Here is a 26,868-nt window from a genome sequence, read left to right as displayed (position 1 = left end):
GAGGATTGAAAGGCGGCACCCAGATTCGAACTGGGGATAAAGGATTTGCAATCCTCTGCCTTACCACTTGGCCATGCCGCCGCCCGGGAACAGCTGTCCCCATCAGGGGATCGTATCAGCCATGCCCCTGGCTCTCTGCTGTTTCTCTGCAACGGCCACGGCGAAGACCTGATCACCCTGCGGATCATCCAGGCCGTGCATCGGCGCGCTCCGCGACGCCCTCTGACCGTGCTTCCTCTGGTGGGTGCCGGACGGGAGTTTGATGCTGCTGTTCAGCAGGGATGGTTGACGCGCCTAGGGCCAAAAGCGGCCTTGCCCAGTGGTGGCTTCAGCAACCAAAGCCTGAGAGGTCTGCTGGCAGACGTCAGGGCTGGACTCCCCAGCCTGAGCTGGAGTCAATGGCAGTTGGTACGCCGCCTGGGACATGAGCGCCAACCCATCGTTGCCGTGGGTGATTTGCTGCCGCTGCTGATGGCCTGGAGCAGTGGTGCCCCCTTCGGCTTCATCGGCACTCCCAAAAGCGACTACACCTGGCTCAGCGGTCCCGGACGGGCCAAGAGCGACTGCTACCACCGGCTCAAAGGCAGTGAGTGGGATCCCTGGGAATGGCGCCTGATGCGCTCGCGCCGTTGTCAACTGGTGGCCATGCGTGATCGGCTCACGGCACGAGGCTTGCAACGCAAGGGCGTGGGCGCCCTTGCGCCGGGCAATCCGATGATGGATGGCCTGCAAGTCCAGCCGCTGCCATCGGCCCTGGACCGCTGCCGCCGAGTGCTCCTGCTCTGCGGAAGTCGCATGCCGGAGGCCCAGCGAAACCTGCAGCGGTTGGTTCGCAGTGCCATGGCTCTGCCCGGCCGTGTGCCGATGGCACTGCTCGTGGCCGTGGGCGCCCAACCCGATGCGGAGGCCCTGAGCAACAGTCTTGAACAACTGGGGTTTCGACGCAGCCTTCCGCCTTCAGACCAACTGGGTGCCGAAGCCTGCTGGGTGAGAGGAGCCTGCCTGGTGCTGATCGGGCGAGGTTGCTTTGACCAATGGGCCGGCTGGGCAGAAGCCGGCATCGCCACCGCCGGAACGGCGACGGAACAACTGGTGGGGCTGGGCATTCCGGCCCTGTCCCTGCCGGGACCAGGACCGCAGTTCAAGCCGGGCTTCGCTCGCCGTCAGAGCCGCCTGCTGGGGGGAGCGGTTCGTCCCTGCTCTGATGAATCCGAGCTCACGAGACGGCTCGAATTCCTCCTGCACGACCGGGCACTCCGCTCCCACCTGGGACGAATCGGCACGCAGCGGATGGGGCCGGCAGGGGGGAGCGATCAGCTGGCACGCCTGATCCTGGATCGCTTCAACGGATACTGAAGATCTTCGGTTGGTTGCGATGGCCGCGATTCAAGACCCCACCCTCGTCAAACTTTGTGCCCAGTTGGCGAGTCGACTGAGCATCAGCCTCGCCAGTGCCCGGCGCCAGGTGGAACAAGCCGCGGCCCGAGAAGGACATCGCGATGTGGAGCGACGGCGAGCCATGGCTGAATCCATGCTGGCCGCCCTCGACAAGGACAACGGTGACCACGCCCGTCAGCTGGACGCGTTGCTCGAGAACAGCGAAGGCGACGGCAATTTCATACTGGAAGACTGAGCCCCAACCTCAGTGCTCAAAGATCTGGTGAAAGCGCAGCCGATCCAGCTCGGCCACCACCGGAACGCACTGGAAGCAGCGTTGCGCCAGATCCCAGCGCCCTTCCCGCCGCAACATCTGCTCCAGGCGCTCACGGGCTGGCAGCAGATAGCGCACATCGTTGGCGGCGTAGGCCAGCTGGGCATCCGTGAGTTCGTCCACCCGGCCCCAGTCACTGCTCTGGGCGCCCTTGTCCAGCTCAACGCCGACCAATTCCATCACCAGATCCTTGAGGCCATGGCGGGGGGTGTACGTGCGGCCGAGCCGACTGCCGACCTTGGTGCAGAACACGGGGTTCACGTCGATCCCCAAACCGGCGGCAAGCGCAGCCACATCAAAACGGGCGAAGTGAAACACCTTCTCCACCGTGGGCGCCTCAAACAGGCGCTTGAGATTCGGCGCGTCGGTCTGGCCCAGGCCAATGCGGACGCAGGCCACACGGTCTTCGGCGTCGGCGATCTGAACCAGGCAAAGCCGATCACGCCCATGGATCAGCCCCATCGCTTCGGTATCAACCGCAAGCCGCGGGGACTGCAGATAGCGCTCCGTCCAAGCTGCATCGAGGTCGCGATCAAAGACGGCGAATTCCGCTGGGGATGACGACTTCTCAGCCATGACTACAGGAAGGGATAGGGCCAGTGTGGCCAATCACCTCCACAGCAAGTCTCAAGACTCTCCTCTTGAATCTCGAAATGAGATCGCTTTTGATTGGTGAAGTCGTCCCGCGCCTGTGTTCTCTCGCAGAAAGCCTTCGCGCACCTGTCTGGCAGACATCGAGCAGTACTTCCATCAGCCGCCGCCGCAGTTCCTCGATCTCGAGCTGGCTGTGTGCTGGATCCTCGAGTGCTTGCTCAAAGACGACAACTACCCCTCCGGACTCCTGCAAAAACTGATCCGGGAGGAGCCCCAACTGCGGCTTTCTGAAACCGTGCTGCAACAGGCCCTGGAGTTCCTTGAGCAACAGGGCTCGATCAGCAGTTACACCCAACGCTGCCCAAGCCGCGGACGGCCGCGGCGCATGCTGCACCTTGAATCCGATGCACGCGGCGAAGCCGAGCGACTGATGCAGCCCTGGCGCAGCTGGCTGGACTCCCACCGGTTCGCCTTGAACTAAGCGATTCAGCCGGCGCAAGGCTTAAAAAGGTTGAACATCACCGGGATGTCATGCCTGCAGGATTCCAATCCACCCTCCTGCTGACTGTTCTGCTGGCGATTGGTCTGGTCTTCTTTCTGCGTGCAGCCAGCAAAGACCGAACCACAGTGGTGGACGTGATGTCCCCCCAACCCCCCATCACCGTGCTTGACGGGCTCAGCGCTTGGCTGGAAGAGCGCGGCTGGAGCCGGGATGGCGGCGATGCTGAGCGCCAGGTGCTCCGCTTCAAGGGGAAAGTGGCATCCAGCCAACCCCTTGCGGTGTTGCTGTCAGTGCTGGCGGCCATTGGCTCCGCCTGCTTCGGCCTAGTCCTGCGTCAGCTGGCACCGCAACTGCACTGGTGGCCTCTGCTGCTGATCGGCCTCGGCCCTCTGGCAGGAGCTGTCTACACACGGCGGGCCGCTCGCACAGAAGCCCTTGAACTGCAACTCCTTCCTGCTCCCGAGGGAGACGGCAGCGCCATTCGTCTGCGGGCTCATCGGGACGAATTGATCGCCATCGAACTGGAACTGGCTGAGACCCTGCAACTCGCCAGTGACGGATCCCTGCTCTCCTCCCCCATCTGAACCATGGGTCTGCCGGCCTGGATGCGACGGCGTCGCTTTGCCTCAGGACTTGCCATCGCAGGCCTGTCACTGGCAACCCTGGCGATGACCAAGGCTGCGGAACAGCACAACTGGCTTGGCACAGCCGAGCCCAGCAAAAAAACAGCACCGAAACAGCCAGCCCCCTGTCCTGAGCCCGCCACGCCAGATCCCTTGCTCGGCCCACGCACAAAGAAACCCGGGAGCTGGGTTGGCAGAAGCCCTGTGCAGAGCAACCTGCCAATCGTCGTCATGGCAGGACACGCCGACTCCCAGGGAACTGCCAGTCCAGGGACCCCTGGATATGCCGTGGATCAGCAGAAGCGAGCGCCGATGCAACCGGGCATTCGCGATGAGCTGTTCTGGAACCGCGAAGTTCAGGCCGCTGTGGTGACCCAAGGCCAGGCCCGTGGCTTGAACATCCGCGCCTACACCCCGCCGTCCATCAGCATCGCGAACGATGACGACCCCAGCACCAACTGGTCGAAGGCCAAGGTCTTTTCAGAGCGTGGTGAATACGTCCTGGAGATCCATTTCGATGCCTACCGGCCCCATGGCTTCGGTTCCGGCCTGATTCCGGTGCTCCCAAATGTGCGCGAACTGAATGTCGTCGATGAAAGCCTGGCCCAGGCATTTGGGCGCTACCCACGCCTGTTCCGCGGAGGCCTTGGCGGTCCGCGGCGCGGGATCGGAATTCTTGAAATCGCCATGCTGGAGCCCCCTCTCGAGACGAAACTGAGGGATCCACGCTCCAGAGAGCACACGGTGAATTGCCTGGCTGAGCGCGTGGTGAACGCGCTCGTTCAAGGCGTCAGTTAGTTGATCGCTCCATGGGGGCGGCAGCGCTCATCCAGCGAGACGTCACCGAGCCAGTCCTGCGGCTTGGTGAACAGTTCGGTCAGCAGGGCTTCCCTTGATCCGGCCTCGGCGGTGTAGCCGTACTCCCAACGCACCAGCGGGGGCAGAGACATCAGGATCGACTCCGTGCGTCCATTGGTCTGCAGGCCGAAGATCGTGCCGCGATCCCACACCAGGTTGAACTCCACATAACGTCCCCGGCGATAGAGCTGAAAGTCCCTTTCGCGATCGCCGTAGGCCATCGGGTGGCGCTTCTCCACGATGGGGGTATAGGCGGGTAGGAAGGCTCTGCCATTGGCCTGCCCCAAGGAGAACAGCTGCTCCCAGCTCAACGGCCGAGCTCCCAAGCGAGCCGACACCTGAGCAGCAGGCCCGGAGGGATCCTGACCCTTGTAGAGGGTGCCGTTGGCGTCTTGGTAGTCGTAAAAGATGCCGCCAACGCCGCGGGTTTCACCACGGTGCTTCAAATAAAAGTATTCATCGCACCAGGGCTTGAACACCTTGTGCAGATCCGGGTGAACTGAATCACAGGCCGCCTGGTGGGTGCGATGGAAATGACGGGCGTCGTCGAGGAACGGGTAGTAGGGCGTGAGGTCGGCACCGCCGCCGAACCACCACACCGGGCCAGCCTCGAAATAGCGGTAATTGAGGTGAACGGTCGGGATGTAGGGGTTACGGGGATGCAGCACCATCGAGGTTCCCGTGGCGAACCAGGGATGCCCCTTGGCCTCAGGACGCTGCTTGAGGATCGACGGGGGCAGTTCTTCGCCTTGAACCTCGGAGAAATTCACGCCGCCCTGTTCAAAGACGCGCCCCTCACGCATCACCCGGGAGCGCCCACCACCCCCTTCAGGCCTGACCCAACTCTCTTCAACAAAGCGACCTTCACCGTCGAGGGCTTCCAGGCCAGCACAGATTTCGTCCTGCAGCCCCATCACCATCGCCCGGGCCCGCTCTCTGGAATCGCTGGGGGGCAGCTCAAGGCGAGCCTTGCTGACACCCACGTCCTGGCGTCCGAGGACGCGGCGAATCAGGGAGCGGACCATGTGTCAGAGACTGAAGACATCGAAACCTAACCAGGTCACCCCAGGCCTGGACAAGCATCCGTCAGGGACTGTCACGGGCGGCGCCCCTAGGATCCGGCTTGCCTTGATGAAACGGATGACCCCGGTCGAGCAGGCCAACCAAGCCCTCCAGCAAGTCAAAGATGCCGGCAGTGGCAAAACGGCCCTGGAGCTCGGCTGGATCGAACAGATCCGCATTACCCCGCCGCGGGCTGTGTTTCGCCTCAGCCTTCCAGGCTTCGCCCAAAGCCAGCGAGACCGCATCGTGGCCGAAGCACGGGGCGCTCTGATGGCGCTCGATGGCATTGACGACGTGCAGATCGAGATCGGCCAACCGCCAAGCCAAGGGGGCATTGGCCAGGCCGGCCATGGTCAGCCGGCGGAACGCCAGTCGATCCCCGGCGTCCGCCAGGTGATTGCCGTGAGCAGCGGCAAGGGCGGCGTCGGCAAGAGCACCGTCGCGGTCAATCTGGCCTGCGCCCTCGCCCAGACCGGCCTGCGGGTCGGACTTCTGGACGCCGATATTTACGGGCCGAACGCACCCACCATGCTGGGCGTCGCTGACCAAACACCTGAGGTGCAGGGCAGCGGCGATCAGCAGCGGATTGTCCCGATCGAGACCTGCGGCATCGCCATGGTGTCGATGGGTCTGCTGATCGACGATCACCAGCCTGTGATCTGGCGCGGCCCGATGCTCAACGGCATCATTCGGCAGTTCCTGTATCAGGCCGAATGGGGTGAGAGGGACGTTCTCATCGTTGATCTGCCGCCGGGCACCGGTGATGCACAGCTCTCCCTGGCCCAGGCAGTGCCGATGGCGGGCGTTGTGATCGTGACCACCCCGCAACAGGTGTCGCTGCAGGATGCGCGACGGGGGCTCGCCATGTTCCGGCAGATGGGCATTCCCGTTCTGGGGGTGGTTGAGAACATGAGCGCCTTCATTCCTCCGGACCGTCCCGACTGCCGCTACGCCCTCTTCGGCAGTGGCGGCGGCGCCCAACTCGCTGCGGATTACGACGTACCCCTGCTGGCTCAGATCCCCATGGAAATGCCCGTGCAGGAAGGCGGTGACACAGGACGACCGATCGTGATCAACCGCAGCGACTCCGCCAGCGCCGCTGAGTTCAAAGGCCTTGCTGAAGCGGTGCTCAAGGCCGTCACCCAGCCCGTCTGACGATGTTCAGCCGACGTGACCGCCGCAGATCGCACTGGGAGTGGGTGCTCTGGGGTGTTCCGCTCGGAATGATCACCATCGCCGGGGTGCTGATCGCCAGCACCCAACGCCAGGCGGACTATGCCGACTGGTATCACCACTGGATCACCGCGGCCTTCGGAGTTCTGCTGGCGCTGGGACTGGAACGGCTGCCGTTGCAGCGTCTCCGGCCTCTTTTGGTTCCCGTCTACGCCCTCACCGTGATCAGCCTGGTGGCGGTGCGCGTGATTGGGACCACAGCGCTGGGTGCCCAACGCTGGATCAGCATTGGCGGGGTTCATGTTCAGCCATCGGAGTTCGCCAAGATCGCGGCGATCCTGCTCGTGGCAGCAGTCCTGTCGCGACACCCGGTGGAACGACCGGTTGATCTGATGCGCCCGCTCGGGGTGATTGCAGTGCCGTGGCTGTTGGTGTTCATCCAGCCTGATCTCGGCACATCGCTTGTGTTCGGCGCCCTGATCCTCACGATGCTCTATTGGTCGGGGATGCCGATCGAGTGGGTGATTCTGTTGTTGTCACCGCTGGTGACAGCCCTGCTCTCAGGCCTTCTCCCCTGGGCCATGGCCCTCTGGATCCCGCTGATGGGAGTTCTCGCGTACCGCTCCCTGCCCTGGAAACGTCTGGCAGCCACAGCAACCCTGGCCATCCACGGCGCCATGGCTGCTGTGACGCCATGGCTCTGGATGCATGGTTTGAAGGACTATCAACGGGACCGTTTGGTGCTGTTCCTCGACCCCAGTCAGGATCCATTGGGCGGGGGCTATCACCTGCTCCAGAGCACCGTTGGCATCGGTTCAGGCGGCGTCTTGGGCACAGGTCTTCTTCAAGGACAACTAACCAAGCTTCGTTTCATCCCTGAACAGCACACCGATTTCATCTTCAGCGCCCTGGGTGAGGAAACCGGTTTTGTTGGCTGCCTTTTGGTGGTTCTTGGCTTTGCCGCGTTGATGGCACGGCTGCTCCAGATCGCACGCAATGCCCGCACCGACTTCGAATCACTCGTGGTGATCGGGATCGGCACGATGCTGATGTTCCAGGTGGTGGTCAACATCTTCATGACCATCGGCTTGGGCCCCGTCACAGGAATCCCCCTGCCCTTCCTCAGTTATGGGCGCTCAGCCATGGTGGTGAACTTCATCGCGCTCGGCCTCTGCCTGTCGGTGGTCCGGCAAAGCCGTCGCTCCTTGGCGCACCTCCGTTGACCGGCCCCTCCTTCACCGACCTGCGGCAACGGCTGGCACAGGACGTGCCCCAGGGCCGCTGCGATGAGATTGGTGTGCGGCGGCTTTGGTGGGCTGCCCTGGAAACCCTGCAACAGGACCTGCTTGAGCGAGGCCTGGAACGCGGCATCTGGCTGGCTGCCCCCCTGCCAGCCCTCTACGAACCGGAATTACTGCAACATCTGCAGGGATGGGTGTGGGCTCCAGATCAACTGGATCAACTGAGTCCGCATCCAACGGCACTGCCAGGACGGTCCAGCAGCGATGAGTCCGGTTCCCTGCGGGGATTTCAACGCTTGTCCCTAGGCCCCGACGACGGAGATGACCCACTGCTGCTGGTGATCACACCCGAGGTCCAGGTGGCCCTTGCCCTGCATGGGCCGCCCCAGAAGCGGCAGCTGCTGATGCGATGCGACCCGGCCACGCTCAGTGATGTGCTGGTGCAGCTGGGAGGACGGCTGGAGCACCAGTCACCAGCGCAGGCCGAGCAGCTGCGCAAAGCGCTCGAATCGATCGGCTCCCTGCAGAGCAATGCAGCCTGGTCAGAACAGTTCTGGCCCCGTCTCACGGAGCGGCTCACCGGCACAGCCCCCGGGCTGATGCTGCAACCCATCCAGGCTGAGCGCCCACCGGAAGCGCCCAGCCATGGAGATCTGAATTTGCTGGAAGCGATCACCCATGAGGTGCGCACCCCGCTGGCCACAATCCGAACACTGATCCGCTCTCTGCTGCGGCGAAAGGATCTTGCTGATGTCGTTGTGAATCGCTTGCGGCAGATCGATGTGGAATGCAGCGAGCAGATCGATCGATTTGGCCTGATCTTCCATGCCGCTGAACTGCAACGGGAGCCCAACGAGGCCAATCTGGCCCGCACGGATTTGCAGGCCATGCTGAGCGCCCTTGCACCCAGCTGGACGGAGCAGCTGAACCGTCGCGGGATCGCCTTGGAACTGGATCTCAGCGCCGACCTACCGGCGATCCTCAGTGACTCCCGTCGACTGGAACCGATGCTGGGGGGTCTGATCGACCGCAGCACCAGGGGGCTCCCCTCCGGCAGTCAGCTCACGCTTCACCTCCAGGCAGCCGGTCCACGGGTGAAGCTTCAGCTGCATGTGGAGCATCCCGACAGGAGCCAGGCCACGGAGGCCGGCCCGTCTCCCCAACGCGAGGACGTGGGCACCGTCCTGAGCTGGGATCCCAGCACCGGGAGCCTGCAGTTAAGCCAGGATGCGACCCGCCAGATGATGGCCAGCCTGGGAGGCCGCTATCAGCCCAGGCGCGACCGCGACATCACCGTTTTTTTCCCGGTGCATACGCCCGCAGAGTGATGGGTTTGTTGACGGGTGTGAAGCTTGCTGTCGGAGCTCAAAACAGGCCCCAATGACGGTGCTACTTTCCAGCCATAACGGCTCTTGTGGATTCTTTCAGCCATGGCAGCAACGGCGTTGAACGGTCAACTTCCCCAGCACATCGCCAGCACTGGCGGCCTTCTGAATTCAGCGGAGACTGAAGAAAAATACGCAATCACCTGGACCAGCAAGACAGAGCAAGCTTTTGAGCTGCCCACCGGTGGCGCCGCTCTGATGAACTCAGGCGAGAACCTGATGTATTTCGCTCGCAAGGAACAGTGCCTCGCCCTCGGCACCCAGCTGCGCACGAAATTCAAGCCCCGGATCGAGGACTACAAGATCTACCGGATCTACCCCGGTGGTGACACCGAGTTCCTGCATCCCAAGGATGGTGTGTTCTCCGAAAAGGTGAACGAAGGTCGTCCCATGGTGGGCCACAACCCCCGTCGCATTGGCCAGAACGTCAACCCGGCCAACATCAAGTTCAGCGGCCGCAACACCTTCGACGCCTGATCTCTCAAAACCGACTCCCGGAGGCCATGATCTCCGGGTCCCGGCTGCGATGATCAGGTCATGTTCAGTCCCGATCGCGACGCCTTTCATCAGGCTGTTTGCAGTGGTGCCAACCTGATTCCTCTGGCTCAGAGTTGGCCCGCAGATCTTGAAACACCCCTCACCACCTGGATCAAGGTGGGTGACGGAAGGCCTCCTGGCGTGCTGCTGGAGTCCGTCGAGGGTGGTGAAACCTTGGGGCGTTGGAGTGTGATCGCCTGCGATCCGCTCTGGACGGCGTCAGCGCGCAACGATCGTCTGACGCGCACCTGGCGAGACGGTCGTGAAGAGACTTTCAACGGCAATCCATTCGAATCCCTGCGCCACTGCCTGGCGCCGTACTCCTGCGTCAACCTGCCGGGCCTCCCTCCGCTTGGGCAGCTCTATGGCGTTTGGGGTTACGAACTCATCCAGTGGATCGAACCCACCGTCGCCGTTCATCCCCGTGCTACTGCCGATCCCCCGGATGGGATCTGGATGTTGATGGACGCGATCCTGATCTTTGATCAGGTGAAACGACAGATCACTGCTGTCGCCTTCGGCGACCTCTCCAACGGAGCGGATGAGGAGCAGGCCTGGCAAACCGCAATCGGACGGATTGAGGCCCTGCGACAGCGGATGGACGCACCTCTGCCGGCCGTCAAACCACTCACCTGGGACGCGAGAAGCAAAGAGCTTCCCGCGGTGCGCTCCAGCCGCAGCCGCGATGACTTCGAAGCCGCCGTCGACACCGCCAAGGAACATATCGCGGCCGGCGATGTGTTCCAACTGGTGATCAGTCAGCGCCTGGAAACTGAGGTGCCTCAATCGCCCCTGGAGCTGTACCGCAGTTTGCGGATGGTGAATCCTTCCCCGTATATGGCGTTCTTCGACTTTGGGGACTGGCAACTGATTGGCTCCAGTCCGGAGGTGATGGTGCAAGCCGAACCCGCTGCTGATGGCATCCACGCCAGCCTTCGCCCCATCGCCGGCACACGGCCCCGCGGCGCCACGCCCCTGGAAGACCGCGAACTGGAGGCGGACCTACTGGCCGACCCAAAGGAAAGGGCTGAGCACGTGATGCTGGTGGATCTGGGCCGCAATGACCTCGGCCGGGTCTGCCAGCCCGGAAGCGTGGCCGTGCAAGACCTGATGGTGATCGAGCGCTACTCCCACGTGATGCACATCGTCAGCCAAGTCGAAGGACGCCTGGGTCCAACGCACGACGTGTGGGATCTGCTGATGGCGGCGTTCCCCGCCGGCACCGTGAGCGGCGCACCGAAAATCCGGGCGATGCAACTCATCCACGAGCTGGAGCCCGATGCCCGCGGGCCCTATTCGGGGGTGTACGGATCCGTTGATCTGGCCGGGGCCCTCAACACGGCGATCACGATCCGCACCATGGTGGTGCAACCTCGTGATGGCGGGGGATGCCGGGTGAAAGTGCAGGCCGGGGCGGGCGTTGTGGCCGATTCACAACCGACGGCGGAGTTTGAGGAGACCCTCAACAAAGCCCGGGGAATGCTGACCGCACTGGCGTGCCTGAATCCGCCGGGATGACAGCGCACCCCCTTCTGCTGAAAGGCTTCGAGGTTGAACTTTTCACCGGTGGAAGCAACGGAGCCAACGTGGGCGTCGCCCCCGACGTGGCCAGGGACCTGCCTGGCTTCGTGACGGAACCGGACCGTCGCAACCTCGAATACGTCACCGACCCGATCCGGGATTACGCCGAACTGCCCGAGGCGCTGCTCGCTCCCCGTCGCACGCTGCGGCAGTGGCTGCAGAAGCGGGAGCTGACGCTTCTCCCCGGCAGCACCATGAGCCTGGGTGACAGCAGCCGATTCGAACGCTCTGACCCCGAGAACGCCTATCACGCGCTGATTGAACAGCTGTACGGCACCAGGGTCGTTACAGCCAGCATCCATATCAACCTTGGGATCACCGATCTCAATTGGTTGTTTGCAGCAGTGCGGCTCGTGCGCTGCGAAGCGGCTCTGCTGCTTGCCCTGAGTGCCAGTTCTCCCTTCCTGGATGGGCAGAGCACAAGCCACCACTCCCAGCGATGGCATCAATTCCCGCTCACCCCCGCTGCGGTTCCTCTCTTCAGGAATCACCAGCACTACATCGAGTGGGTGGAGGAGCAACTGGCCACGGGTGCCATGCGCAATGAACGTCACCTGTGGACGTCGGTTCGGCCCAACGGTCCGCGGCGCCCCTACGACCTCAATCGATTGGAATTAAGGATCTGTGATCTGGTCACCAATCCCGATCAGCTGCTGGCGATCACCTGTCTGCTGGAGCTGCGGCTTCTGGCCCTCAAAAACAACATCGAAAGCCTCGATCCACTCCGCAGCAGTTCGCTGAGCGCCGCTGAACTGGTCCAGCTCGCCGACAGCAACGATGCCGCCGTGGCCCGCTCCAGCCTGAATGCTGAACTCCGGCATTGGCAGGACGGACGTGCCATCAACTGCAAAGACTGGCTGCTGGAGTTGATTGATCAGCTCACTCCCCTGGCCGAATCGCTCCAGCTCAGGTCCTGCCTGAAGCCCTTGGATTCCCTGCTTGTTGATGGCAACCAGGCCATGCGCTGGGAAGCGGCCCATGGCCAGGGGCAATCCATCGAAAACCTGCTCCAGGAAGGGATCCAGCGAATGGAGGAGGAAGAACGGATCTCGACCGGGGAAGCCTGTTTGGGATGATCATGTCGAGTTCGTCGCAGCGTGGAGACTTCATGCCCGAGTCCACCACCCCTGTCTCCGAGCAAGAGACTGCACGCTTGAGCGGTGGCGGATCCGGCGCAGGACAGCTTCTTCAGCACCGCCTGGACCTGATTGAAGACCTCTGGAAGTCGGTGCTGCGCAGCGAGTGCCCACCGGAGCAGAGCGAACGTCTGCTGAGGCTCAAACAACTCAGCGACCCCGTCTCGATGGGAGGGCGAGATGGCGACAGCACGAGCGAGGCGATCGTCGAGCTGATCAAGGCCATGGACCTTTCGGAGGCCATCTCGGCCGCCCGTGCCTTTTCGCTGTATTTCCAGCTCATCAACATCCTTGAGCAACGGATCGAGGAAGACAGCTATCTCGACAGCCTGAGACCCAATTCCAGTGCTGACGCGGCCCAACGGGACGCCTTTGATCCCTTCGCCCCGCCCCTCGCCAACCAGACCGATCCAGCCACCTTTGGAGAGGTGTTCGAGCGGCTGCGGCGGATGAACGTTCCCCCCGCGCAGGTGGAACAACTGCTGCGAGAACTGGACATCCGGCTGGTCTTCACCGCGCACCCCACGGAGATCGTGCGGCACACGGTGCGGCACAAACAGAGGCGGGTGGCCAACCTGCTCCAGCAACTTCAATCCGACGCCCCTCTGGCGCATCAGCTGCGGGAGGACTGCCGCGACCAACTGGAGGAGGAAATCCGCCTGTGGTGGCGCACCGATGAACTCCACCAGTTCAAGCCCACCGTCATCGACGAGGTGGATTCAACCCTGCACTACTTCCAGCAGGTGTTGTTTGACGCGATGCCGCAACTGCGCCGAAGGCTGATCTCCGCCCTGCATCGCCACTACCCCGATGTCCAGGTCCCCCAGGCATCGTTCTGCACCTTCGGCTCCTGGGTGGGTTCCGATCGGGACGGCAATCCTTCGGTCACACCCGAGATCACCTGGCGAACCGCCTGTTACCAGCGACAGCTGATGCTGGAGCTCTACATCAGTTCTGTGCAGTCGCTCCGCCAGCAGCTGAGCATCTCCATGCAGTGGAGTCAGGTGGCTCCATCACTGCTGGAGTCGCTGGAGATGGATCGGCTCCGGTTCCCGGAGATCTACGAGCGCAGAGCAGCGCGATACCGATTAGAGCCCTACCGGCTGAAGCTCTGCTATGTGCTCGAAAAACTGGAGCGCACCCTCGCCCGCAACAACCAACTGTCGGAAGCGGGCTGGCAGATGCCCTGTGAGGCGCTGGCCGATCCCAAGGATGGGCTCGGTAACGCTGAGGTTCTCCACTACACCTCGGTGGACCAGTTCCGCAGTGATCTGGAGTTGGTGCGCAACAGCCTCGTCAGCACCGAACTGAGCTGCGAACAGCTCGACACCCTGCTGCACCAGGTGCACATCTTCGGATTCTCACTGGCCAGCCTGGACATCCGTCAGGAGAGCACCCGCCACAGCGATGCCATCGACGAGCTCACCCGCAGCCTTGAACTGCCCCAGGCCTATGGGGACATGGACGAGACGGAGCGGATGGCATGGCTCCTCCAGGAACTACAGACCCGTCGGCCCCTGATCCCGCCTGCCGCCAGCTGGTCGGCAGCGACAGCCGAGACGCTGGCGGTGTTCCGAATGCTGCAGCGCCTCCAGGAGGAGTTCGGTCCGCGGATCTGCAACTCCTACGTGATCTCCATGAGCCACACGGCATCGGATCTCTTGGAGGTCCTGCTGCTGGCCAAGGAGGCGGGTCTCGTAGACCCTCCCAACAAACGGGCCTCCCTGTTGGTGGTGCCGCTGTTCGAAACCGTGGAGGATCTCCAACGGGCCCCTGAGGTGATGGAGGGTCTGTTCAAGACGCCGCTCTACCGCGAACTCCTCCCCGTTGTGGGGCAGCAAAAGCAGCCGCTGCAGGAGCTGATGCTGGGCTACTCCGACAGCAACAAGGATTCCGGCTTCCTCTCCAGCAACTGGGAGATTCATCAGGCCCAGATCGCCCTTCAGGAACTCGCCAGCCGCCAGGACGTGGCGCTTCGCCTCTTCCACGGCCGCGGTGGATCCGTTAGTCGTGGTGGTGGGCCTGCCTATCAGGCGATCCTGGCCCAACCCAGCGGCACACTGCAGGGGCGAATCAAAATCACCGAACAGGGCGAAGTGCTGGCCTCGAAGTACAGCCTGCCCGAGTTGGCGCTCTACAACCTGGAGACCGTCACCACGGCCGTGGTGCAGAACAGCCTGGTGACCAACCAGCTTGATGCAACACCCAGCTGGAACCAGCTGATGAGTCGCCTAGCCACCCGCTCACGGGACCATTACCGAGCTCTAGTTCACGACAATCCTGACCTGGTGGCGTTTTTCCAGCAGGTCACACCGATCGAAGAAATCAGCAAGCTGCAGATCTCCAGTCGACCAGCCCGACGCAAAACCGGTGCCAAGGACCTCTCCAGCCTGCGAGCCATTCCATGGGTCTTCGGCTGGACCCAGAGTCGGTTCCTTTTGCCGAGCTGGTTTGGCTTCGGCACGGCGCTGTCGGAAGAAGTGGGCGACGACTCAGAACAGCTCGACCTGCTGCGGCGTCTCCATCAACGTTGGCCGTTCTTCCGGATGCTCATTTCCAAAGTGGAAATGACCCTCTCCAAGGTGGATCTCGACCTGGCCCATCACTACATGAACAGCCTGGGGCACCCGGAACAGCGTGAGGCCTTTGAAGCGATCTTCGAGGTGATCGCCAAGGAATACGAACTCACCCGAAAACTGGTTCTGGAAATCACGGGCCAAAACAGACTGCTGGGCGCTGATCAAGGGCTGCAGCTGTCGGTTGATCTGCGGAACCGCACCATCGTTCCCCTGGGCTTCCTGCAGGTTGCGCTGCTGAAGCGGCTGCGGGATCAGAACAGGCAACCGCCCATGAGTGAGACGCCAGGCGCCCCCGAAGACACCCGCACCTACAGCCGCAGTGAACTGCTGCGGGGAGCCTTGCTCACCCTCAACGGCATTGCAGCCGGCATGCGCAACACCGGCTAATCCACAGTGCTGTCGTTCCTTCAACAACCCTCGATTCCACCCTTGCCCGAGGGAACGCGACTCGAAACATCAACACCTCCCACCTCCCAGCAGCTCAACACGTTGCTGATGTCCTGCGGGGAATCAACCCACCCCGAGGAACGCTGGGAGCTCGCCCTTCAGCGCAGCCTGTGGCAGATCAGCATCCTGGAGGAATCAACAGGGGAACTGGTCGGATTTGTGCGGGCCACCAGTGATCTGGCCCTCAACGCCAATCTTTGGAACCTCGCCGCCAAGCCAGGGCCGAACCAAGGGGCCCTTTTCGCCGTTCTGGTGCACCGTGCCCTGCAGATTCTGCGCCGGGATCTGCCGGGCTGCAGCCTTTCAATCTCGGCCCCTGCGGATGCGCTGGAAGCTCTCAAACAGCAGGGTTTCCTGATTGATCCCAATGGCATTCGCGCCATGGGCCTCAGCCTGAGCTGAGACATTGAGTTCAAACACGAGCATGGAGGGACTCGAACCCCCGACCCTCAGAACCGGAATCTGATGCTCTATCCAACTGAGCTACATGCCCACTGATCGGCCTTAAGCCTCAGTGATATCGAGCGGCAACCGTCCCGATACGGGTACCTTACTCACTGGTCGCCCCAGCACCCATCCGGCTCCACAGGCTCCAACTGCAGGGCTTCCGGAACCACACCGTTCTGCAGCTGGAACTGACGCAGCCACGCCTTTTGGTGATCGGGCCCAATGGCATCGGCAAGTCCAACCTGCTCGAAGCGGTTGAGCTGCTGGGCAGCCTGCGCTCCCATCGCTGCAGCAATGATCGCGATCTGATCCAGTGGGACGCTCCACAGGCCCTGATCCGGGCCGACGTGGGGGATGGGGATCGTCTGGAGCTGGAACTGCGCCGCCAAGGTGGCCGTCAGGCCAAACGGAACGGCAAGCTGCTGGATCGGCAGCTGGACCTGATTGGTCCGCTGCGCTGCATCGGCTTCAGCGCCCTGGATCTTGATCTGGTGCGGGGCGAACCCGCCCTACGACGCCAGTGGCTGGACCGCGTCGTGCTGCAGCTCGAACCGGTGTATGCCGATCTGATGGCACGGCTGAACCGGTTGTTGCGGCAGCGCAGCCAGCTCTGGCGCCAGCGGCAGGTCTCCAGTGGCGAACGCCATGCACTGCTTGATGCCTTTGACATTCAGATGGCACTGGTGAGCACCCGAATTCACCGGCGACGGCAACGGGCCCTGCATCGGCTGGAACCGATCGCCCAACGCTGGCAGGCCCACCTCAGCGGGGGCACAGAAGCCCTTGAACTGCACTACAAGCCCGGCAGCAAGCTTGACGGGGAGGATGCCGAAGAACCCTGGCGACTCGCCATCGAGGAGCAACTGCGCCAGCAGCGGGGAGAGGAAGAACGGCTCGGCAGCTGCCGCGTGGGCCCGCACCGCGATGAGATCGCCCTGCTGCTGGGGGGCAGCCCGGCACGACGGTTTGGCTCAGCAGGCCAGCAGCGGTCGCTGGTGCTAGGCCTGAAGCTTGCCGAACTGGAGCTGGTCACCCAGCTCTGTGGGGAGCCACCCCTGCTGCTTCTTGATGATGTGCTCGCCGAACTGGATCCAACCCGCCAGCAGCTTCTACTTGAGGCCGTGGGCGAATCGCATCAATGCCTGGTGAGCGCCACCCACCTCGAGGGCTTTGGCGGCGGATGGCAGCAACAGGCCCAAATTCTCGGCGCAAGAGACCTGAGACCCGATCTGAAGATCGGATAAGGTGGCGGACCTGTTTTTCTCTCATCGCCTGATGGAGCAGACCCTCTCTGAACTGCATCCCAACCCGGGATGGGGGGCACCTGAGATTCATGCCACCGACATGGTCGGCAAACACTGCATTCTCGAGCTCTACGACTGCGATCCGAGCCGGCTCGACGACGAAGCATTCATCCGCACAACGATCACCTCAGCAGCCAAAGGCGCTGGTGCGACGCTGCTGAACCTGATCACCCATCAATTTCAACCCCAGGGCGTCACAGGCCTTGCCCTGCTGGCGGAATCCCACATTTCCATCCACACCTGGCCGGAATCCGGCTACGCCGCGGTTGATGTGTTCACCTGTGGTGACCACACCATGCCGGAACAGGCCTGCGCGATTCTCTGCAGTGAGCTTCAAGCGAAACGCCATGCGCTGAAGAGCTTTCTGCGTGAAACACCGGCGGCCATTGCCACTGGGGTGAGAGAGCCTGTGGAAACGCCGAGCCAGCTCCCCAGCTGATCCGGCCCAGGCGAAATCAGCGGCGGTTCAACTTGCCGCTGACCAGACCTTCAAGATCCAGGTTAACGGAGGTGAAGCCAAGGGAGCGAAAAGCCTCAACCAAAGGCTCGCTTTCCGCCAGCGCGAGCACAGCGCGGATCTGCTCGCTGGGCACCTCAATCCGTGCCGCCAACCCATGGGAGCGCACACGAACGGATCTGAATCCTCTGGCAATCAACCAGGCTTCCGCCTGACCCACCCGCTTCAACCGCTCAGCGCTGATGCTTTCGCCATAGGGGAAACGGGAGGCCAGGCAGGGCTGCGCCGGCTTGTCCCACCAGGGAAAACCAAGGGCCCGTGACAGCGAACGAATCGTGGATTTGTCGATCGACAATTCCGCAAGGGGGGAGCGAACCCCCGCCTGTCGGGCCGCGTCAATGCCGGGCCGATAATCACCGAGGTCATCGAGATTGACCCCATCAATCACCAACGCATCTCCAGCCGCCGCGGCAATGGGCTGAAGGTGCTGGTGCAGTTCACGCTTGCAGGCAAAGCAGCGATTCACGGGGTTGCTGTTGTAATCCGGGTCGTTCAATTCGGCCGTCGCACACTCCCGATGCGGGATGCCGATCCAGGAGGCTTGATCACGGGCTTCCCGCAACAGATACGGCGCCAGAGCCGGGGAGACACCCGTTACCGCCAGAGCGGAATCGCCATGGGCTTCGTAGGCCATCGCCGCCACCAGGGTGCTATCGACTCCACCGGAATAGGCCACACAAAGGGCAGATTGGTCTGCCATCCACTGCCGCAGGTTCGCCAGCAGCTGCTGCTCTCGATCCGCCAAAGGCTCCTGCAACCGAAACATCAGCGGGGAAAACCAGGTGAGCTAGGTAGGCTCCAACGGTAAGAGCTGTCCCCATGCCTCGAAGCATCGGCATTGTCACCGCAGCGGACAGCCGCGAGCGCAGCCATGGACAGCTGCACATCTATGACGGCGAAGGCAAGGGCAAAAGCCAGGCAGCCCTTGGGGTTGTGCTGCGCACCATCGGCCTCGGCATCTGCGAGCAGCGGCAGACCCGAGTGCTGCTGTTGCGCTTTCTCAAAGGCCCAGGCCGGGCCTACGACGAGGATGCGGCCATCGAAGCTTTGCAGCAGGGTTTCCCACATCTGATCGACCACCTGCGCACCGGACGGGCCGATCACTTCACCGCCGACGAAGCCACGCGATTCGACCGCGACGAAGCACAGCGGGGCTGGGTGATCGCCAAGGGCGCGATCGCCAGTGCCCTCTACTCGGTGGTGGTGCTGGACGAGCTGAATCCGGTGCTGGATCTCGGCCTGCTGGATCTGGAGGACGTGGTCCGCACCCTCAGCAACCGGCCGGAAGGGATGGAGATCATCATCACCGGTCGCGCCGCACCGGCACCATTGGTACGCGAGGCCGACCTCCACTCCGAGATGCGGGCCCATCGCCGTCCGGGCATGAACGACAACCGGGTGGTGCCTCTCAATGTGAGCAGCGGCATCGAGATCTACACCGGTGAAGGCAAAGGCAAATCAACCAGTGCACTTGGGAAAGCCCTGCAGGCCATCGGGCGGGGCATCAGCCAGGACAAGAGCCATCGGGTCTTGATCCTGCAGTGGCTCAAAGGCGGCAGCGGTTACACCGAAGATGCTGCCATCGCCGCCCTGCGCGAGAGCTACCCCCATTTGGTGGACCACCTCCGCTCCGGCCGTGATGCCATCGTTTGGCGCGGCCAGCAGGAGCCGATTGATTACGTGGAAGCCGAGCGGGCCTGGGAGATCGCAAGGGCCGCCATCTCCAGCGGCCTTTACAAGACCGTGATCCTCGATGAGTTGAACCCCACGGTGGATTTGGAGCTGCTTCCCGTTGAGCCGATCCTGCAAACCCTGCTGCGCAAACCGGCGGAAACCGAGGTGATCATCACGGGGCGCTGCAAGAACCCTCCGGCCTATTTCGATCTGGCCAGCATCCATTCCGAAATGGTGTGCCACAAGCACTACGCCGAACAGGGCGTCGACCTGAAGCGAGGGGTGGATTACTAACCCTCAGGTTCAGTAACGAGGGATTGCAGGATCCACCTGCTGAGACCAGGCATCAATTCCACCGGTCACATTCGTTGCCGCAACGCCCTGCTGAGCCAACAGCTCAACCGCACGCGCAGAGCGCCCACCGAGCTTGCAATGCACCAAAAGGCGCCGTCCCTCTGCCAATGCACGAACGCGATCGATCGCCTCACCACTCTCCAGCGAAGCCAACGGCACCAAGTGGCTTCCTTCAATCAAGGCCACCTCTGCTTCAGCAGGATTGCGCACATCAACGAGCGCAATCTCGTCTGGAGCAGAGTCGAGCAGGGCCTTCAGCTCCATGACAGTGATGGCTTCCATCTCCGATGACGCCGGACGGCAGAACTGGCGATAGTCAATCAGGCTCTCGACCTTTGGTCGGTCGGGATCAACGCGGAGGGTGAGTTCGCGAAATCGCATCGCCAGGGCATCAACCACCAACAGCCGACCGTCCAGGCACTCTCCAATGCCGGTGATCAATTTGATCGCTTCGGTGGCCTGCAGCAGACCGATCAGCCCCGGCATCACACCCATCACCCCGGCCTCCGAGCAAGACGGAACAGCGTCCAGCGGAGGTGGTTCCGGCAGCAGATCGCGGTAATTGGGGCTCGTCGGCGTGCGGTTGAACACGCTGACCTGGCCGTCAAAGCGCTGCACGGAGCCATAGACGAGGGGCTTGCCGAGCAACACACAGGCGTCGTTGATCAGATACCGGCTAGGGAAGTTGTCGGTGCCGTCACAGACCAGGTCGTAGGCACCGATGAGATCCAAAGCATTGCCCACATCCAGCATGTGTTCATGCACCTCCACCTGGCAGTGGGGATTGAGGTCGTGGATCCGCGCTGCGGCTGAGCGGGCCTTGGAGCCGCCAACCCCGCTGGTGCTGTGGATTACCTGCCGCTGGAGATTGGACAGCTCCACCACATCTCCATCCACGATTCCAATACGACCAACGCCTGCCGCGGCCAGGTACAGCAACAGAGGGGATCCCAGCCCACCGCTGCCAACACAGAGGACAGAAGCAGACCTTAACCGGAGCTGACCGGCAGCACCAACCTCGGGAAGGATCAGATGGCGGTCGTAGCGCCCCCGCTCATCAGCACTCAGCATCGCGTGGTCATGCATGGCTTTGAGTGTCCCAGAGCTGGATCGGGATTTCATCCACACTGCGGTCCCCATGCAGCCACCAGGCCCGCAGGCCAAGCGAAGCAGAGAGGATCAACATCAGACTCTCCGTTTGTCCCAAGCGCCGATCCCGGGGCGAGGGAACGGGCGCGGACGCCGGATGGGAATGGGCCACCCCAAGACAACGTTGGTGGCGATCCCGCGCCCATCGCTGGGCTGCCAACTGCTCCCTCGGATCCACCAAAAACCTGCTGCGACGGTCGTAGACAGGCTGCTGACCGGATGCACCCCGTCCCCAGATATTGCAACAGGGCCAGGTCGTGGTCAGCATCAAACAGCCTGAATTCGTCCGTTGTCCCAGCAGCAAGGCGCAGCCTTCTTCGGGGTGGGGCGCCAACAAAATCCGGCCCAGATCCGTGTGGCATCGGTGATCAATTTGCAGCACGGATGGCGTAGACCCCGTCGCACCGATACGCTCAGCTGAAATTGTGAAGGATTTAGTCGTTCTCATGAGTGACGCCACCACTGAAGTTAAGGATGCCGCCACAACCGTGACGACGCCCCTCGAAACCCCTGAGCAGGAGGACACCACCTCCTTCGCTGAGCGCTACAGCGACGTGCTGGGCAAGGTGAACGACACGCTCGATCAGGTCGACTGGAGCCAGATGGGACGCATCGGCAAGATCGTCGGCATCTTTGCCGCCGTGATCATTGCCCAGATTCTGATTAAGGGAATCCTCGACACGATCAATCTGTTGCCGATCGTTCCGGGCCTTCTGGAACTGCTAGGCGTGGTCGTGGTGGGCCAATGGAGCTGGAAGAACCTCACCACCAGCGACAAGCGAAATGCCCTGGTTCAGCGTGTTCAAACCCTCCGGAAGGAGTACCTGGGCTGAGCCTCAAAGCCGCCGAGCCAGATCTTTGAGACTGGCTCGGCATTGGCTCAGATAACTCCCCCCAAACAAATTGGCATGGTTGAGCAGGTGGTACAGGTTGTAGATCTCCACCCGACCGTCAGCGCCTGAAGCCTCAGGAATCACCTCCCGATAACCCGAGCGGAAGGCTTCACCGAAGCCGCCGAATAGCCGGGTCATGGCCAGATCAACTTCCCGATCAGCCCACCAGCTGGCGGGATCAAAAATGCTCCCCCGTCCATCGCTGAGGATGGCAGCATTCCCACCCCAGAGATCGCCGTGCACCAACGCAGGACACGGTTGATGCTCGTTCAAGTGCTCGGCGAGGCGCAGCAACAACGGATTGAGGTCCATTGAATCCTGCTGCAACCCATCAAGGATGTCGAGCTGCGGGCGCAGCCTGAGCTCCACGAAGGCCGATCCCCAGTCATCACGCCACCCACCGGGTTGAGACCCAGCGCCGATGAAGCCATCCCGGTGCCAGCCGAAACGGGCTGGGCTGGAGGCCATCGACGACTGGTGCAGCAAGGCCAAACCCCGGCCAAGGGCTGTTTGGTCGCTGCCACCAAAATCCAGCCAAGGCAACAGCAGCACCGCACCGTGGGGCAGTGCTGCCAGAGCGATGGGCTGCGGCACAACCAGGAACGAGGCATCAGCTTGGGCATGCAGGGCCTCGAGGGCCTCCGCCTCCACCTCAAACAGGGGTAGGGCGCTGGCGTCACCACTTTTGACAAACAACACCTGGCCATCACGGAGGCGAAGTTTCCAGGCCTGATGGATGCAACCCCCACCAACGGGGGAGATGTCTGTGATCACAGCCCCCGCCAATGGCCCATCCTTCGCGGTGAGATCCCGGCGCAGTTCGCTGTTCATCCTCAGCAGGCCCCCTGTCTTGCCAGCATGGCCCGATTCTTCAGGGCGTCGTGAGCGATTCCAGCGTGATCGTGGTGGGCGGTGGGATCGCTGGCTTAACCGCAGCGGCACTCCTGGCCCGCGATGGCGTCAAGGTCACGCTGCTGGAAGCGCATCAACAACCGGGGGGATGTGCAGGAACATTCCGGCGTGGTCCATGGGTTTTCGATGTTGGGGCGACCCAGGTGGCTGGATTGGAGCCCGGAGGCAGTCATGCGCGACTGCTGAAGCATCTGGACATGCCTCTGCCCAGCGCAGAGCTTCTGGACCCAGGTTGTGTGGTCGACCTGGGCGATGGCTCCCCTCCCATTTCGCTCTGGCATGACCCGGACGCCTGGGCCGCCGAGCGTGAACGTCAATTCCCAGGCAGCCAGCGCTTCTGGAGCCTTTGCCATCAGTTGCATTCCAGCAACTGGCAGTTCGCCAGCCAGGACCCTGTGGTGACGCCGCGCTCCCTCTGGGATCTCGGCACATTGCTGCGGGCACTTCGGCCCGCAACGCTGGCATCGGGACTGTTCACAGGTCTGACCATCGCCGATCTGTTGCGGCTGTGCGGTTGCGGTGACGATCAACGGCTGCGGCGCTTTCTCGACCTCCAGCTGAAGCTGTACTCCCAGGAACCGGCCGATCGCACGGCGGCGCTCTACGGCGCAACCGTCCTGCAGATGGCCCAAGCACCACTCGGGCTCTGGCATCTGGAGGGATCGATGCAGGTGTTGAGCAATCAGCTGGTGGCGGCCATTGAGCGCGACGGCGGAACGGTGCTGATGAAGCATCGGGTCACCAAGCTGCAGCCCAGCTCATCCGGTTGGCAGGTGACGATCAGCACCGGCAAGGGCAGGGAACACCAACGCAGCAGCCGTGATGTGGTCTGCAGCCTGCCGCCCCAGTGCCTGCAGGAGTTGATCGAACCGAATCAACTGCCCCAGGGGTACCGCAAGCGACTGGACAACCTGCATGAACCGAGTGGTGCGCTGGTGCTTTACGGAGCGGTGCGGCGTGATGCACTGCCACATTCCTGCCCAGGCCATCTCCAGCGGGGCTGCGCATCCCCAGGGCCTCTGTTTGTCTCCATCAGCCGCGAGGGCGATGGGCGTGCGCCCCAGAGGCAGGCCACCTTGATTGCCAGCGTGTTCACCCCAACAGGTGACTGGTGCCGCTTGCCGGAGCCGGAGTACCAGCAGCGCAAAACAGAGATGCTGAACCTGATCCAAGCCGAATTGAACCGCTGGCTCTCGCTCGAAGACGACGCCTGGTTGCACGCTGAACTGGCAACACCACGGGGCTTCGCCGGCTGGACGGGCCGTCCCAACGGCATGGTCGGGGGCCTTGGACAGCATCCAAGCCGGTTCGGCCCCTTCGGCCTGGCAGGACGAACGCCCATGCCGGGGCTTTGGCTCTGCGGCGACAGCCTCCATCCGGGCGAGGGCACAGCGGGGGTGAGCCTGTCAGCCCTCAATGCCTGCCGGCAGCTCAGGGCCGAACGGGGTCAACCCCTCAGTTTTCGGAGCTGACTTCCCCAGGCGCCCTCAAAAAATCCGGGCGCAGAGCCTGCGTTCGGCGCAGTTCCAAAGCGAGCTGAGACCAGTTTTGCTGGAGCACGGCATCTTCGAGCTGCTCCAGACTCCAGCGGTAGGCTGCCAGGACGCGCAACACCGCATCCCGATTGGTGGAGGCCATCGCCACCCCCAGCTCGGGATTCCCGCCACCCACACGACTGGTGTCGGCAAAGCCACTGGACGCCAGCACCATGGCCAACTGACGGATCTCCGGATCCCGTTCATCGCCGACTGCCCGCAGCAGTGCAGCACTCACCAGCACCGGCATGTGGGAAATCAGAGCCACAGCCTGGTCATGCTGGGACGCGGTGGCCGTCAGCCAATGGCCACCCACGCTGACGGCCAGATCACGAACCTGAGCCAGGGCAACGGGGTCTGTCGCCGCATCAGGAGTCGCGATCCAAGGGCGGCCGCGGAACAGATCCAGCACACCGGCCTCAACGCCCGCCTGAGCTGTGCCTGCCATGGGGTGACTGGCCACAAAGCGGGGATGCCGCTGGCGCCAAGCCTCCAACACAGGTTGTTTGACCGAACCAACATCGGTGATCACCGCTGCTTCAGGCAGGGCCGCAATGAGCTCACCCGGTGGGTTCAGCAGCAAGGGAATGGGCAACGCCAGGATCACCAGGTCGCAACCCGAGAGGCAGCTGGGATCGGTCGACACCGCGCCCACCAGCCCTCGGGCCATGGCTCGATCCGCCGTGGCCTGACGATGCACAAGGCCCTGCACCGTCCAGCCTCGCGCCTGCAGATCCAGACCAAGGGATCCCCCAATCAAGCCAAGGCCAACGATCCCCACACGTCCCGGTTGCACCGCCATCTCTCCCGCAGGGTCGTGAAGCCATGTTGATGGATGGATTGCCATGAACCAATCCCCAGGGGAACCCTGCTTAGGGTTTGACGATGTTGGAAGCCCAGGCCCACCACCAGATCAAAACCCTGCTCCGTCAGGAGGAATCGGACTGGCCCCACCACCTGACCCTGAGCCGGCTGGTGGCACGAAGCCTGAGGCGTCGCGACACGACCCTCGTTCAGCTCCCCCCCAGCAGCAGCGAACGCTGGTGGCTCGGTCTGCTGGTGCCGCTGTGCCTGGCTCCCGAAGCGGGGGCGCTGGTGCTGACGGCCCCCCAGCGCCGGCGTCTGCTCCAGCTGGAATTGCCCCGTCTCCGCAACCAGGGCCTGAGGCTCCCCTGCTGGCAGGGACCGACCCCTCCGGAGGGTCCACAGCTCTGGCTGATGGATGTGGGCGAGCTGATTCAGGCCCATCGCAACGGGCACTTGGGCCAACGGCAACTGCTGATCCCGGAGATGGATCAGTTGAGCCGGCGGATGCGCAACGCTCTCACCTTGGAGATCGAGCATCAGCACTGGGATGAGCTGCGCCAGGCCTGTCCCCAGGCGGAATCCGGATTGCTGGAACTGCATGACCGCATGAGCCGGCAGCTGTTCGCTGATGCCACGAAGCCCGATGGCGCCGTGCGACTCGAAGGCTCAGCCGGGCAGGCCCTGCGTGACCTGCTCCAGCTGATGCCAGCCAGCCCTGAACCGTGGAACAGCCTCCGCAGCATCAACCCGGCTGAGTGGAGTCAATGGGCTGAACTGGATCACCGGCTGCTCCAGTGGCGCTGGAAGCTGGCCCCCCTCGAACCACTCCAACTGCTGCGGGGGGTGCTGCTGGATCACCCCTGCCTGATGTTCAGCAGCAATGGAGACAACGCCAGGCTTGATCTGGAATTTGAACAGGCCAGCGTTGTCCCCGACGTGCGGGCAACACTGCGGGAACGGGAGCTGAATGAACCGCTCCCCGTCTATGCCCCGCGTCGCCAGCCGCTGCCGAACACCCGGATCTACGCCCAACACCTCCTGGAGGAGAGCAGAAGGCTCATCCTTGGCCAGGCGGGGCTCACCCTTGTTCTGATCAATGACGACCAGCTGCGTCGGCAGCTAACCAGCTCCCTGGCTGCGGAATTCGGACGCCGTGTGGTGCATGAGTCGACAGCACCCGAAAGCAATGGCGTGGTGACCTGCAACTGGGACTGGTGGTTAGAGCATCAGGAGCAACTGCCGGCCCCAGCACAGCTGATTGTGGGCATGCTCCCCATCGCCAGCCTGGATAGTCCGCTCACCTCGGCTCGGGTGGAGCGACTGAAACAGCAGGGAGAGGACTGGTTCCGCACCCTGCTGCTGCCAGAAGCTCTGAGCCTGATTCCTGCCGCCATTGCGCCGCTGCGCCGCAGCGGTGGTCGCCTGGCCATTCTCGATGGCCGCCTGCGAGGGCGCAGCTGGGGTGATCAGGTGCTGCACCGACTGGAACCTTGGATTCCATTGCAGCGCCTGCTGCCGGAGTGAACAACGCTTAGCCTCCCTGCAACGCTCAGAAGTGCATGGGAGAAGCACGCCGCCGGGCTGCCCAGGGCTTACCCCCTCGTCAACCCAAAGCCAGCACCAAAGCCGTGGACACCTCTCCACGGGTGGTGTCCTGGCTTCCGCTCACCCGCAATCAGACGCAGCAGTTCATGGCGGTGACCACCCGCGGCGCCTGGATTGGAATCGGGGGAATGGTGGTGCTCTGGATCACGGTGCGCTTCATCGGCCCAGCGGCCGGATGGTGGACGCTGGCGGATACCCCCTGAGCAACCGGCTCAACCCAACAAACGAAAACAAAAGAAAAC

General features: G+C 62.8%; 27 protein-coding genes and 2 tRNA genes. 20 read left to right on the top strand and 9 right to left on the bottom strand.

Annotated features, from left to right (window positions below):
- Nucleotides 1–10: 10 nt before the first annotated feature.
- A tRNA-Cys gene (locus SynTAK9802_RS01985) sits at nucleotides 11–81 on the bottom strand.
- 54 nt (nucleotides 82–135) lie between these two features.
- Between SynTAK9802_RS01985 and SynTAK9802_RS01980 the strand changes: the two genes are divergently transcribed.
- Nucleotides 136–1,356, top strand: a complete 1,221-nt coding sequence (locus tag SynTAK9802_RS01980) for a lipid-A-disaccharide synthase-related protein (protein WP_186497935.1) — start codon at nucleotides 136–138, stop codon at nucleotides 1,354–1,356.
- 19 nt (nucleotides 1,357–1,375) lie between these two features.
- Nucleotides 1,376–1,633 carry a hypothetical protein gene (locus tag SynTAK9802_RS01975; protein ID WP_186497038.1) on the top strand — a complete coding sequence of 86 codons (258 nt, stop codon included), beginning with the start codon at nucleotides 1,376–1,378 and terminating at the stop codon, nucleotides 1,631–1,633.
- A gap of 9 nt (nucleotides 1,634–1,642) precedes the next feature.
- On the opposite strand, the gene SynTAK9802_RS01970 is transcribed toward SynTAK9802_RS01975, so the two are convergent.
- Complete coding sequence (locus SynTAK9802_RS01970; protein WP_186497037.1) at nucleotides 1,643–2,287, bottom strand: ribonuclease D; 645 nt, start codon at nucleotides 2,285–2,287, stop codon at nucleotides 1,643–1,645.
- Between the two features lie 115 nt (nucleotides 2,288–2,402).
- On the opposite strand from SynTAK9802_RS01970, the gene SynTAK9802_RS01965 reads away from it, so the two are divergent.
- The 3 genes from SynTAK9802_RS01965 to SynTAK9802_RS01955 are packed head-to-tail and all read left to right on the top strand — an operon-like array spanning nucleotide 2,403 to nucleotide 4,228.
- Nucleotides 2,403–2,786, top strand: coding sequence for a helix-turn-helix transcriptional regulator (locus SynTAK9802_RS01965; RefSeq protein WP_115010493.1), 384 nt, complete (start codon nucleotides 2,403–2,405; stop codon nucleotides 2,784–2,786).
- A gap of 50 nt (nucleotides 2,787–2,836) precedes the next feature.
- Nucleotides 2,837–3,391 (top strand): cofactor assembly of complex C subunit B, encoded by a 555-nt coding sequence (locus tag SynTAK9802_RS01960; RefSeq protein ID WP_186497036.1) that lies wholly within the window; start codon nucleotides 2,837–2,839, stop codon nucleotides 3,389–3,391.
- A 3-nt stretch (nucleotides 3,392–3,394) separates the two neighbouring features.
- Nucleotides 3,395–4,228 (top strand): N-acetylmuramoyl-L-alanine amidase, encoded by an 834-nt coding sequence (locus SynTAK9802_RS01955; RefSeq protein WP_115080361.1) that lies wholly within the window; start codon nucleotides 3,395–3,397, stop codon nucleotides 4,226–4,228.
- Here the strand turns inward: SynTAK9802_RS01955 and hemF are convergent.
- Complete coding sequence (gene hemF, locus SynTAK9802_RS01950; RefSeq protein ID WP_186497035.1) at nucleotides 4,225–5,313, bottom strand: oxygen-dependent coproporphyrinogen oxidase; 1,089 nt, start codon at nucleotides 5,311–5,313, stop codon at nucleotides 4,225–4,227. The two genes, SynTAK9802_RS01955 and hemF, sit on opposite strands and share 4 nt — an antisense overlap.
- A 115-nt stretch (nucleotides 5,314–5,428) precedes the next feature.
- Between hemF and SynTAK9802_RS01945 the strand changes: the two genes are divergently transcribed.
- The 8 genes from SynTAK9802_RS01945 to SynTAK9802_RS01910 all read left to right on the top strand — a co-directional run bounded on the left by SynTAK9802_RS01945 (nucleotide 5,429) and on the right by SynTAK9802_RS01910 (nucleotide 15,831).
- Entirely contained in the window at nucleotides 5,429–6,505 is a 1,077-nt protein-coding gene (locus SynTAK9802_RS01945) for an Mrp/NBP35 family ATP-binding protein (RefSeq protein ID WP_186497034.1), read from the top strand.
- Nucleotides 6,506–6,507: 2 nt separating this feature from the next.
- Nucleotides 6,508–7,746 (top strand): rod shape-determining protein RodA, encoded by a 1,239-nt coding sequence (rodA, locus tag SynTAK9802_RS01940; RefSeq protein WP_186497032.1) that lies wholly within the window; start codon nucleotides 6,508–6,510, stop codon nucleotides 7,744–7,746.
- On the top strand, nucleotides 7,743–9,092 hold the full coding sequence (locus tag SynTAK9802_RS01935) for a sensor histidine kinase KdpD (RefSeq protein WP_186497029.1): 1,350 nt from the start codon (nucleotides 7,743–7,745) through the stop codon (nucleotides 9,090–9,092). Before rodA ends, SynTAK9802_RS01935 begins: the two co-directional genes overlap by 4 nt.
- A gap of 102 nt (nucleotides 9,093–9,194) precedes the next feature.
- Entirely contained in the window at nucleotides 9,195–9,626 is a 432-nt protein-coding gene (locus SynTAK9802_RS01930) for a photosystem I reaction center subunit II PsaD (protein WP_011363412.1), read from the top strand.
- A 60-nt stretch (nucleotides 9,627–9,686) separates the two neighbouring features.
- Nucleotides 9,687–11,204: an anthranilate synthase component I family protein gene (locus SynTAK9802_RS01925; RefSeq protein WP_186497027.1), complete on the top strand. Its 1,518-nt coding sequence runs from the start codon at nucleotides 9,687–9,689 to the stop codon at nucleotides 11,202–11,204.
- Nucleotides 11,201–12,343, top strand: coding sequence for a glutamate--cysteine ligase (gene gshA / locus SynTAK9802_RS01920; RefSeq protein ID WP_186497025.1), 1,143 nt, complete (start codon nucleotides 11,201–11,203; stop codon nucleotides 12,341–12,343). Before SynTAK9802_RS01925 ends, gshA begins: the two co-directional genes overlap by 4 nt.
- Nucleotides 12,340–15,369 (top strand): phosphoenolpyruvate carboxylase, encoded by a 3,030-nt coding sequence (ppc, locus tag SynTAK9802_RS01915; protein ID WP_370586369.1) that lies wholly within the window; start codon nucleotides 12,340–12,342, stop codon nucleotides 15,367–15,369. Before gshA ends, ppc begins: the two co-directional genes overlap by 4 nt.
- A gap of 6 nt (nucleotides 15,370–15,375) precedes the next feature.
- A complete protein-coding gene (locus tag SynTAK9802_RS01910) occupies nucleotides 15,376–15,831 on the top strand; it encodes an N-acetyltransferase (RefSeq protein ID WP_115160563.1) in 456 nt (151 codons plus the stop codon).
- A 17-nt stretch (nucleotides 15,832–15,848) separates the two neighbouring features.
- On the opposite strand, the gene SynTAK9802_RS01905 is transcribed toward SynTAK9802_RS01910, so the two are convergent.
- Nucleotides 15,849–15,922: transfer RNA gene (locus SynTAK9802_RS01905), tRNA-Arg, on the bottom strand.
- Between the two features lie 103 nt (nucleotides 15,923–16,025).
- On the opposite strand from SynTAK9802_RS01905, the gene recF reads away from it, so the two are divergent.
- The gene (gene recF, locus SynTAK9802_RS01900) at nucleotides 16,026–17,120 is read left to right on the top strand and encodes a DNA replication/repair protein RecF (protein WP_255487891.1); all 1,095 of its coding nucleotides are present in this window, start codon (nucleotides 16,026–16,028) and stop codon (nucleotides 17,118–17,120) included.
- A gap of 31 nt (nucleotides 17,121–17,151) precedes the next feature.
- A complete protein-coding gene (speD, locus tag SynTAK9802_RS01895; protein WP_115010551.1) occupies nucleotides 17,152–17,619 on the top strand; it encodes an adenosylmethionine decarboxylase in 468 nt (155 codons plus the stop codon).
- A gap of 16 nt (nucleotides 17,620–17,635) precedes the next feature.
- Here the strand turns inward: speD and larE are convergent, their stop codons facing one another.
- On the bottom strand, nucleotides 17,636–18,463 hold the full coding sequence (gene larE / locus SynTAK9802_RS01890) for an ATP-dependent sacrificial sulfur transferase LarE (protein ID WP_186497023.1): 828 nt from the start codon (nucleotides 18,461–18,463) through the stop codon (nucleotides 17,636–17,638).
- Nucleotides 18,464–18,516: 53 nt separating this feature from the next.
- Between larE and SynTAK9802_RS01885 the strand changes: the two genes are divergently transcribed.
- Entirely contained in the window at nucleotides 18,517–19,665 is a 1,149-nt protein-coding gene (locus SynTAK9802_RS01885; protein ID WP_186497022.1) for a cob(I)yrinic acid a,c-diamide adenosyltransferase, read from the top strand.
- A gap of 9 nt (nucleotides 19,666–19,674) precedes the next feature.
- On the opposite strand, the gene moeB is transcribed toward SynTAK9802_RS01885, so the two are convergent.
- Both moeB and SynTAK9802_RS01875 read right to left on the bottom strand, forming a co-directional pair.
- Nucleotides 19,675–20,811, bottom strand: coding sequence for a molybdopterin-synthase adenylyltransferase MoeB (moeB, locus tag SynTAK9802_RS01880; protein ID WP_186497021.1), 1,137 nt, complete (start codon nucleotides 20,809–20,811; stop codon nucleotides 19,675–19,677).
- On the bottom strand, nucleotides 20,804–21,322 hold the full coding sequence (locus SynTAK9802_RS01875) for a M67 family metallopeptidase (RefSeq protein WP_186497020.1): 519 nt from the start codon (nucleotides 21,320–21,322) through the stop codon (nucleotides 20,804–20,806). Before SynTAK9802_RS01875 ends, moeB begins: the two co-directional genes overlap by 8 nt.
- On the opposite strand from SynTAK9802_RS01875, the gene SynTAK9802_RS01870 reads away from it, so the two are divergent.
- Nucleotides 21,321–21,707 carry a CAAD domain-containing protein gene (locus SynTAK9802_RS01870; protein WP_114987298.1) on the top strand — a complete coding sequence of 129 codons (387 nt, stop codon included), beginning with the start codon at nucleotides 21,321–21,323 and terminating at the stop codon, nucleotides 21,705–21,707. The genes SynTAK9802_RS01875 and SynTAK9802_RS01870 overlap by 2 nt on opposite strands.
- Nucleotides 21,708–21,710: 3 nt before the next feature.
- Here SynTAK9802_RS01870 and SynTAK9802_RS01865 read toward each other — a convergent pair whose 3' ends face one another.
- The gene (locus SynTAK9802_RS01865; protein ID WP_186497019.1) at nucleotides 21,711–22,598 is read right to left on the bottom strand and encodes a fructosamine kinase family protein; all 888 of its coding nucleotides are present in this window, start codon (nucleotides 22,596–22,598) and stop codon (nucleotides 21,711–21,713) included.
- A gap of 50 nt (nucleotides 22,599–22,648) precedes the next feature.
- On the opposite strand from SynTAK9802_RS01865, the gene crtD reads away from it, so the two are divergent.
- Nucleotides 22,649–24,151: a C-3',4' desaturase CrtD gene (gene crtD / locus SynTAK9802_RS01860; RefSeq protein ID WP_186497018.1), complete on the top strand. Its 1,503-nt coding sequence runs from the start codon at nucleotides 22,649–22,651 to the stop codon at nucleotides 24,149–24,151.
- Here the strand turns inward: crtD and SynTAK9802_RS01855 are convergent.
- On the bottom strand, nucleotides 24,135–25,016 hold the full coding sequence (locus tag SynTAK9802_RS01855; RefSeq protein WP_186497017.1) for a prephenate/arogenate dehydrogenase: 882 nt from the start codon (nucleotides 25,014–25,016) through the stop codon (nucleotides 24,135–24,137). The two genes, crtD and SynTAK9802_RS01855, sit on opposite strands and share 17 nt — an antisense overlap.
- Nucleotides 25,017–25,099: 83 nt before the next feature.
- Here SynTAK9802_RS01855 and SynTAK9802_RS01850 point away from each other — a divergent pair, with 83 nt between their 5' ends.
- Together SynTAK9802_RS01850 and SynTAK9802_RS01845 are read left to right on the top strand one after the other, a co-directional pair.
- Entirely contained in the window at nucleotides 25,100–26,545 is a 1,446-nt protein-coding gene (locus SynTAK9802_RS01850; protein WP_186497016.1) for a helicase, read from the top strand.
- Between the two features lie 35 nt (nucleotides 26,546–26,580).
- Nucleotides 26,581–26,829 (top strand): DUF2839 domain-containing protein, encoded by a 249-nt coding sequence (locus SynTAK9802_RS01845; RefSeq protein ID WP_114987291.1) that lies wholly within the window; start codon nucleotides 26,581–26,583, stop codon nucleotides 26,827–26,829.
- The last annotated feature ends 39 nt before the right edge of the window (nucleotides 26,830–26,868 follow it).

This window comes from Synechococcus sp. TAK9802 (assembly GCF_014279535.1).
Lineage (GTDB): Bacteria > Cyanobacteriota > Cyanobacteriia > PCC-6307 > Cyanobiaceae > Parasynechococcus.
The sequence above is the reverse complement of the archived record's forward strand: the minus strand, read 5'-3'. Positions and strand labels throughout refer to the sequence as shown.